Origin of the sequence: Acidovorax sp. (assembly GCF_027492855.1) — a bacterium.
GTDB lineage: Bacteria > Pseudomonadota > Gammaproteobacteria > Burkholderiales > Burkholderiaceae_C > Acidovorax.
In genome coordinates, this window is record NZ_JAPUDY010000011.1 from 21600 (window position 1) to 28220 (window position 6621).

At 64.7% G+C, this 6621-nt stretch carries 8 protein-coding genes; 5 read left to right on the forward strand and 3 right to left on the reverse strand.

What is annotated here, in order from left to right; all coding sequences use genetic code 11:
- The 3 genes from Q0105_RS02895 (at window position 1) to mtgA (ending at window position 2649) form a co-directional block, all read left to right on the forward strand.
- Window positions 1-861, forward strand: coding sequence for a TonB family protein (locus Q0105_RS02895; RefSeq protein ID WP_298208567.1), 861 nt, complete (start codon window positions 1-3; stop codon window positions 859-861).
- 46 nt (window positions 862-907) lie between these two features.
- Window positions 908-1747, forward strand: coding sequence for a shikimate dehydrogenase (aroE, locus tag Q0105_RS02900; protein WP_298208569.1), 840 nt, complete (start codon window positions 908-910; stop codon window positions 1745-1747).
- 167 nt (window positions 1748-1914) lie between these two features.
- Window positions 1915-2649 carry a monofunctional biosynthetic peptidoglycan transglycosylase gene (gene mtgA, locus Q0105_RS02905; RefSeq protein ID WP_298208571.1) on the forward strand — a complete coding sequence of 245 codons (735 nt, stop codon included), beginning with the start codon at window positions 1915-1917 and terminating at the stop codon, window positions 2647-2649.
- 201 nt (window positions 2650-2850) lie between these two features.
- On the opposite strand, the gene Q0105_RS02910 is transcribed toward mtgA, so the two are convergent.
- From Q0105_RS02910 to Q0105_RS02920, 3 genes are all read right to left on the reverse strand, one after another.
- On the reverse strand, window positions 2851-3387 hold the full coding sequence (locus Q0105_RS02910) for a hypothetical protein (RefSeq protein WP_298208572.1): 537 nt from the start codon (window positions 3385-3387) through the stop codon (window positions 2851-2853).
- Window positions 3388-3612: 225 nt separating this feature from the next.
- Window positions 3613-4677, reverse strand: a complete 1065-nt coding sequence (locus tag Q0105_RS02915; RefSeq protein WP_298208574.1) for a hypothetical protein — start codon at window positions 4675-4677, stop codon at window positions 3613-3615.
- Window positions 4674-5165 (reverse strand): tetratricopeptide repeat protein, encoded by a 492-nt coding sequence (locus tag Q0105_RS02920; RefSeq protein WP_298208576.1) that lies wholly within the window; start codon window positions 5163-5165, stop codon window positions 4674-4676. Before Q0105_RS02920 ends, Q0105_RS02915 begins: the two co-directional genes overlap by 4 nt.
- A gap of 156 nt (window positions 5166-5321) precedes the next feature.
- On the opposite strand from Q0105_RS02920, the gene Q0105_RS02925 reads away from it, so the two are divergent.
- On the forward strand, window positions 5322-6083 hold the full coding sequence (locus Q0105_RS02925; RefSeq protein ID WP_298208578.1) for a lysophospholipid acyltransferase family protein: 762 nt from the start codon (window positions 5322-5324) through the stop codon (window positions 6081-6083).
- A gap of 2 nt (window positions 6084-6085) precedes the next feature.
- The coding region (locus Q0105_RS02930; RefSeq protein ID WP_298208580.1) for a phosphatidate cytidylyltransferase at window positions 6086-6621 on the forward strand (536 nt) is incomplete at its 3' end.

Genomic DNA, 6621 nt, shown 5'->3' on the forward strand with positions numbered 1-6621 from the left:
ATGAAATTCCCCGCCTTCCTCCGCACCTTCAGCACGCTGCAACTGGCGCTGGGCGTCTCGGTGGCCGTGCACGCGGCGCTCATCTCGGTGCGTTTTATCGACCCCGAGGGCTTCAACCGCGTGTTCCAGGACACGCCGCTCGAGGTCATCCTGGTCAACGCCAAGTCGAACGAGCGCCCCGACAAAGCCCAGGCGATTGCTCAGGCCAACCTGGCGGGCGGCGGCGATGTCGAAAAGGGCCGTGCCACCAGCCCCCTGCCCTACTCGGCGCTCACGGCCATTGGCAACGACTACGAAGACGCGCAGCGCAAGATGGACGCGATGCAGGAACAGCAGGCCCAAATGCTGGCCCAGTTGCGCAAGCAACTGGCCACCATGCCCGAGCCCGACCCGCGCAAACCCAGCCAAAGCGCCGAACAGGTCAGCGAGCAGGAAAAACGCCGCCAGCTCGTCAAACTGCTGGCCGAGATCGAAAAACGCATCAACGAAGAAAACTCGCGCCCCAAAAAGCGCTACGTCAGCCCCGCCACCCGCGAGGAAGCCTACGCCGTCTACTACGACACGCTGCGCCGCAAGGTGGAAGACAAAGGCACCGAGAACTTCCCCGAGCAGGCGGGCCGCAAGCTCTATGGCGAGCTGACCATGATCGTCACCGTGAACCACGACGGCCGCGTGATCGACACCGAGGTGGTGCAAGGCTCGGGCAACGCCACGCTGGACCGGCGCGCCGAGGCCATTGCCCGCGCCGCAGGCCCCTTTGGCAGCTTTGGCCCTGACATGCGCAAAAAAGCCGACCAGATCGCCATGGTGGCGCGCTTCAAGTTCACGCGCGACCAGACCCTCGAAACAAGCGTCCGGTAATTCTCGACGCGCCCCTCCCTGGGGCCATCCGCACAGGCTTTCTCCCATGAGCAAAAACCCCGACTTGTACTGCGTGATGGGCAACCCCGTGGCCCACAGCCGCTCGCCCGCCATCCACGCCCGCTTTGCCGAACTCACGGGCGAGCCCATAGCCTACGAACGCCGCCTGGTGCCCATGGACGGTTTTGCCCAGGGCGTGCGCGACTTTGCGGCCCAGGGCGGGCGCGGCTGCAACGTCACGGTGCCGTTCAAAACCGAGGTGCCTGGCCTCGCTACCGAATGCAGCGAACGTGTGCAACTGGCGGGCGCCGCCAACACCCTCACCTTTCGCCCCGACGGCAGCCTGTATGCCGACAACACCGACGGCCTGGGCCTGGTGGCCGACATCACGCGCAACGCGGGCGTGCCGCTGGCCGGGCGCGACGTGCTGCTGGTGGGCGCAGGCGGGGCCGCCGCAGGCGTGCTCGGCCCGCTGCTGCTGGCGGGTGCCCGCCACATCACCGTGGCCAACCGCACCCTGGCCAAGGCACAAGCGCTGGTGCAGTCACACAGCGCACTTGCGGCGCTACAAAAAGCAGAGCTGGTAGCGCTTGAACCACAAGCGGTAGCGGCCAATTTCGACATCATCATCAACGCCACGGCCAGCAGCCTGGCGGGCGCCGGTGTGCCCGTGCCCGCCACCGTGCTGCGCCCCGGCAGCCTGGCCTACGACATGATGTACGGCCCCGCCGCCCAGGGTTTTCTGGACTGGGTCCGTGCCCACGGCGCCACGCCGCGCGACGGCCTGGGCATGCTGGTGGAACAGGCCGCCGAGGCCTTTTTGCTGTGGCGCGGCGTGCGCCCGCCATCGGCCCAGGTGCTGGCTGAAATGCAGCAGGCCACCTGAACCATGAGTCGGCATGAACTTGCAGCACCGTTCGGGCTGAGCCCTTCGACAGGCTCAGGACAGGCTTGTCGAAGCCTCGCGCGGCGCTTCGACCAGCTCAGCGTGAACGGTTCTGGTAGGTGCATGCCCGCTCACAAGCAACACCACACACCAGGAGACACGCCGCCATGAAAGCCGTGCTGCGCTGGCTGGGCCTCGTGCTGCTCGCCCTGGTGGCGCTGCAGCTGTTCTTCGTGCTGCGCATCGCCACCATGGCGGTGCTCAACCCCGAGTCCACCACCTTTCAGCGCTCAGAAGCCTGGGCTCTGCTCTCCACCAAAGGCCGCATCCCCTGGCGCCAGCAATGGGTGCCCTATGCCAGCATCTCCGACCACCTCAAGCGCGCCGTGGTCGCATCGGAAGACGATGGCTTCGTCAACCACGACGGCGTGGACTGGAATGCCATCGAAAAAGCCTGGGAGCGCAATGCCAAGGCCGAAGCCCAGGCGAACAAAGCCCAGGCCCGCGCCCCCGACCGCCCCGTGCGTGCAGCCAAGATCCGGGGCGGCTCCACCATCACCCAGCAACTGGCCAAGAACCTGCTGCTGTCGGGCGAGCGCACCCTGCTGCGCAAGGGCCAGGAGTTTGTGCTCACGCTGGCGCTGGAGAAACTGCTCTCCAAACAGCGCATCCTGGAGATCTACCTCAACAACGTGGAATGGGGCGAAGGCGTGTTCGGCGCCGAGGCCGCAGCCCAGCACTACTTTGGCAAAAGCGCCAACCGCCTCAGCACCACCGAGGCCGCCCGCCTGGCCGTGATGCTGCCCGCGCCCAAGCGGTTTGAGAAGACGCCGGGGTCAGCGTATCTGGCGGGGCGGACGCGGACGATTCTGGGGCGGATGGGGAGTGCGGAGTTGCCATGATGGACGACAAGGAAACCTTGCCGCCGAGAGCGTTGAAGCGCAAGGCTACCTGGCAACAAGTACGAGCACCAGGAATATCGCATCTGTCATCGCTCAGGAGTACCCGGCGGTAGGGCAAGAAGCGGTTCTCAAGATTGGAAATGACCGGCTGACAGTAGGCGATAAAGACAAGCCGGAAGGACGCCCGCACTGGTTGACAGGTTAGCCACGCAATGCACCCGCAAGGACCCACGCGGCGTAGAAGGCAATGAGCAGTTGCCCCAATACAAGCCAAGCCTCAACCTGCGCCAGGACCAAGATAAGACGACCACCCGCCGCAATATCCCCAGCCAGGATCTTTCGATTGGAACGACGTACAAGCCACTTGGTAGGCCAAAGAACTGCTTGCTCCATACTGTCAAGCAATACCGCCATCTGCATGTCGGCAGGGACAGGATGCAGCTCTACTTCTTTCCCCGCAGCTGCACTCGATGCGACGACGGCTGCGGAATACCGCTGCACCAAATGCAGGAACACAGCAGCAGCGAACAACTCAGCGAAGGTGCTCAAAGTATTCGGGGCAAGATACTTCGCAGCCTTGTCGAGGTTGGCGAGTAAGGTTCCGAGGATTGCAGCGAACCCGATCAGCATCCAGCCCGCAAATGTCGCCAGCCCTGAACTTACCTGAGCGCCCATGGTAAGGAATACTCTACCTAGATACACGCTTTCATCAGTCGAAATGGGGCGCTGTTGATTCATAACGAACTGCTTGGATGGAAACAGAAAATTTACTGAAATGGCTCCTACACAACAATGCCCAGAAGGGCGCTGCCTTGATACGCCCAATTTACTGTGTGACAGACAGCTTTGCGGCTGATTTGCAAATATCTCTTATGCCCCAAAACCGACAGCGGCCGCCATCACCCCGCACCGCCCCCCGCAGGCACGCCCGGCACCGCGTCTACGGGCGGCCGCGTACAGCGCTCAGGCCCTGACCATGTTCAGAACCTCCACGACCGACACGGCCGTCGCGGCCCCCTTGAGGACACCGGAAGCGCCCGACACAGCCTCCTTCACCCGGGCAGCATCGTTGAGCGCGTCGCCATGCAGCGCTGTCGCCGTATCTTGGCCGTCCATGGAGCGCAGGATCGCTGCCGCCACCATCTGGCCGTCCGCATCCAGTTCAGTGCGCCCGCTCTCAGGCTCTTGCCGCGACACAACGTCCTTTCGGATCTCATCAAGGCTCTCTTGAAGCTCTTCGCGGTCACCGGCATCCGTCATCAGGCTGACCACGGTGGATGCCACTGCCACCCCGGTGCCAATGAGCGATGCCGCTTTACCGGCCACATCGTAAGCCATGGGCATATCCGACAGGCCCGCGCCCACCGCCAGGGAAGCCACGACAAGCCCCAGGGTCACCACGCCGCCAGTCACCTTGGCGGCCACGGTGGCGTTTTCCGCACTGACACCCAGCCGCGTCAAAACGCCGTGAGTCATGTTGCCCACGATGCTGTTGCCCATGGGTAGTTTTTCATACGGAGGCGTCCTGAACTCCGCAATCGCCTCGGTATTGCGCATGTTGCGATAGGCGCACATCGCGTCTCCGGTGGACACCGCAAAATTCACGCAGGCCAGCGCCAGCAAAGGCGTGGCACCGCCGAAGGAAATTGTGGTGAGGCCCACGGCCACACCCACGGCGACGCCCGAGAGGGCCACACCCAGGGCCTTCTTCCAGAAAGAGGTCTTGGCCACATCCACACCGGCTTGCCGGGCTTCCAGCAACTTGCCGCCCGCCGCCTTCAGCTTGCCTTGGGCGACATCGGCCCGCGAAGGCGCGACCCCGGCCCGGGCGGGCTCCTGGGCGACCGTTCGCACGCGGTCAGCCTGCCCTGCAGAAACTTCGCTGCGCGGCGGCGGGGGGAGTGTGAGAGAGACCGGGGCCTCCAGCGATGCCTCTGCCGCGCGGGCGGCTTGAGGGCGAGGTTCGATCCCGGTAGTGCCTTGCAGACTGGCCATCCGGCCCATTCCAACGCCGATGGGGGAGCTCATGCTGCACCTCCCGTCAGGCTGGCCAAGCGTGCTTGCGCATGGGCGCGCACCAGGTGGTGCTCGGGGCTGAGGTAGCTCAGCTGGATGCAGGCGCGAAACGCCTCTTCGGCCTCCTGGGCGTTGCCCATCGCCTCCAAACATTCGCCAAGGCGCAGGATGCAGCCCGCATTGGTAGCGTCCATCAGCAGCGCCTGCGCGTAGTGTTGCGCGGCGGCCTCGTGCTGCCCCAGCATTTGCAAGGCCAGCGCATAGGCGAACTGAAATCGCGGCTCCCAGGAATCATGTGTCACCAGCAGGAGCAGGTCTTCCACGGCGTCCTGGGCGCGGCCTTCGGCCAGATGGCCGTAGGCCACGGCGTAGAGCGCCTCCAGGTCGTCATCGGATATCCCCTTGATCGAGGCCAGGGTGACCCCGTGGTTGACGAAGGCATCGGCAATGCCGTCCGGGGTGCTGAGGTCGACGTGGGCTGCGTCGGGTGTGTGGTTCATGGTTCTGCTCCTACTGGGTGAATCCAGTGACAACTGAGTAACAGATCGCCGTGCAGAGTTCCTTTTTTAGCGCGCCACGCCTCGATACCACCTGCCCGGAGCAAGTGTGGCGCGCACAGGTGATGCAAAGCGCGTGCGCCCCGTATGATCCGCGCCATGCTTGCCAAGTTGATGAGTCTTCTCCTGCTGGGGGTCGTGCGGTTTCTCACCGGTTCCCAGGCCCGCTGGTATGGCTGCCCGCCCAAGGCGGAGCAGCGCATCTATTTCGCCAACCACCAGAGCCATGCCGACATGGTGCTGATCTGGGCCGCGCTGCCCGAGGAGCTGCGCAGCATCACGCGGCCCATCGCGGCCAAGGATTACTGGACCAAGACGCCGTTTCGGCAGTGGATCACCACGGCGGTGTTCAACGCCGTCTATGTAGACCGCCAGGCCACACCCGCACGCCCCCCGGCCCCCGAAGGCGCGCCCGACAACACCATGGCCACTGCGGTGGCCGAGGCCGATACCGCCGCGGCTGGCGGCCCCGACCCATCGCCCGAGGCCCCGCCGCGCACACCCAGCCCCGAGGAACTGCGCGCCGCCCTGCCCGAATCCGATCCGCTGGCGCCGCTGGTGCGTGCGCTGGAGAGCGGCGACTCGATCGTGATCTTCCCCGAGGGCACGCGCGGCCATGGCGACGAGCCGCAGCCGTTCAAGTCGGGCCTGTTCAAGCTGGCGCAGATGTTTCCGCAGGTGGTGCTGGTGCCCGCCTGGATCAACAACGTGCAGCGCGTGATGCCCAAGGGTGAAGTGGTGCCCGTGCCTATCCTGTGCTCGGTGACCTTTGGCGCCCCCGTTCAGTTAGAGCCGGGTGAAGAACGCCGCCCGTTCCTCGACCGCGCCCGGCGCGCCGTCATCGCACTGAGGGAAGTTTGAGCATGAACTCCTTTCTTCGCAACCTCACCGCCACCCAGCAGATCGGGGCCTTGTTCCTGGTCGTGTTCGGCATCCTGTCCATCGTGACCGTGTGGGCCTTTGTGCGCAATCTGCGCGAGCATGCGGGCGACGACCCCGATTCGGAAGTGCGCGCGATGGAGGCCAAGCGCTTTGGGGGGCTGCTGCAGACCTCGTGGATGATGGCCACCGTGTTCTGGATTGGCTGGGTGCTGGGCGACACCGTGGCCACGGTGCTGTTTGCCATCGTGGCGTTTTTTGCGCTGCGCGAGTTCATCACGCTTTCGCCCACGCGGCGGGGCGACCACCGCAGCCTGGTGCTGGCGTTTTTTGTGGTGCTGCCGCTGCAGTTCTGGATCGTGGGCAGCAAACACTTCGACCTGTTCACGGTGTTCATCCCCGTCTATGTGTTCCTGGCGCTGCCCGTGGTGAGCGCACTGGCCAACGACCCGCAGCGCTTTCTGGAGCGCAATGCCAAGCTGCAGTGGGGCATCATGGTCTGCGTGTACGGCATGAGCCA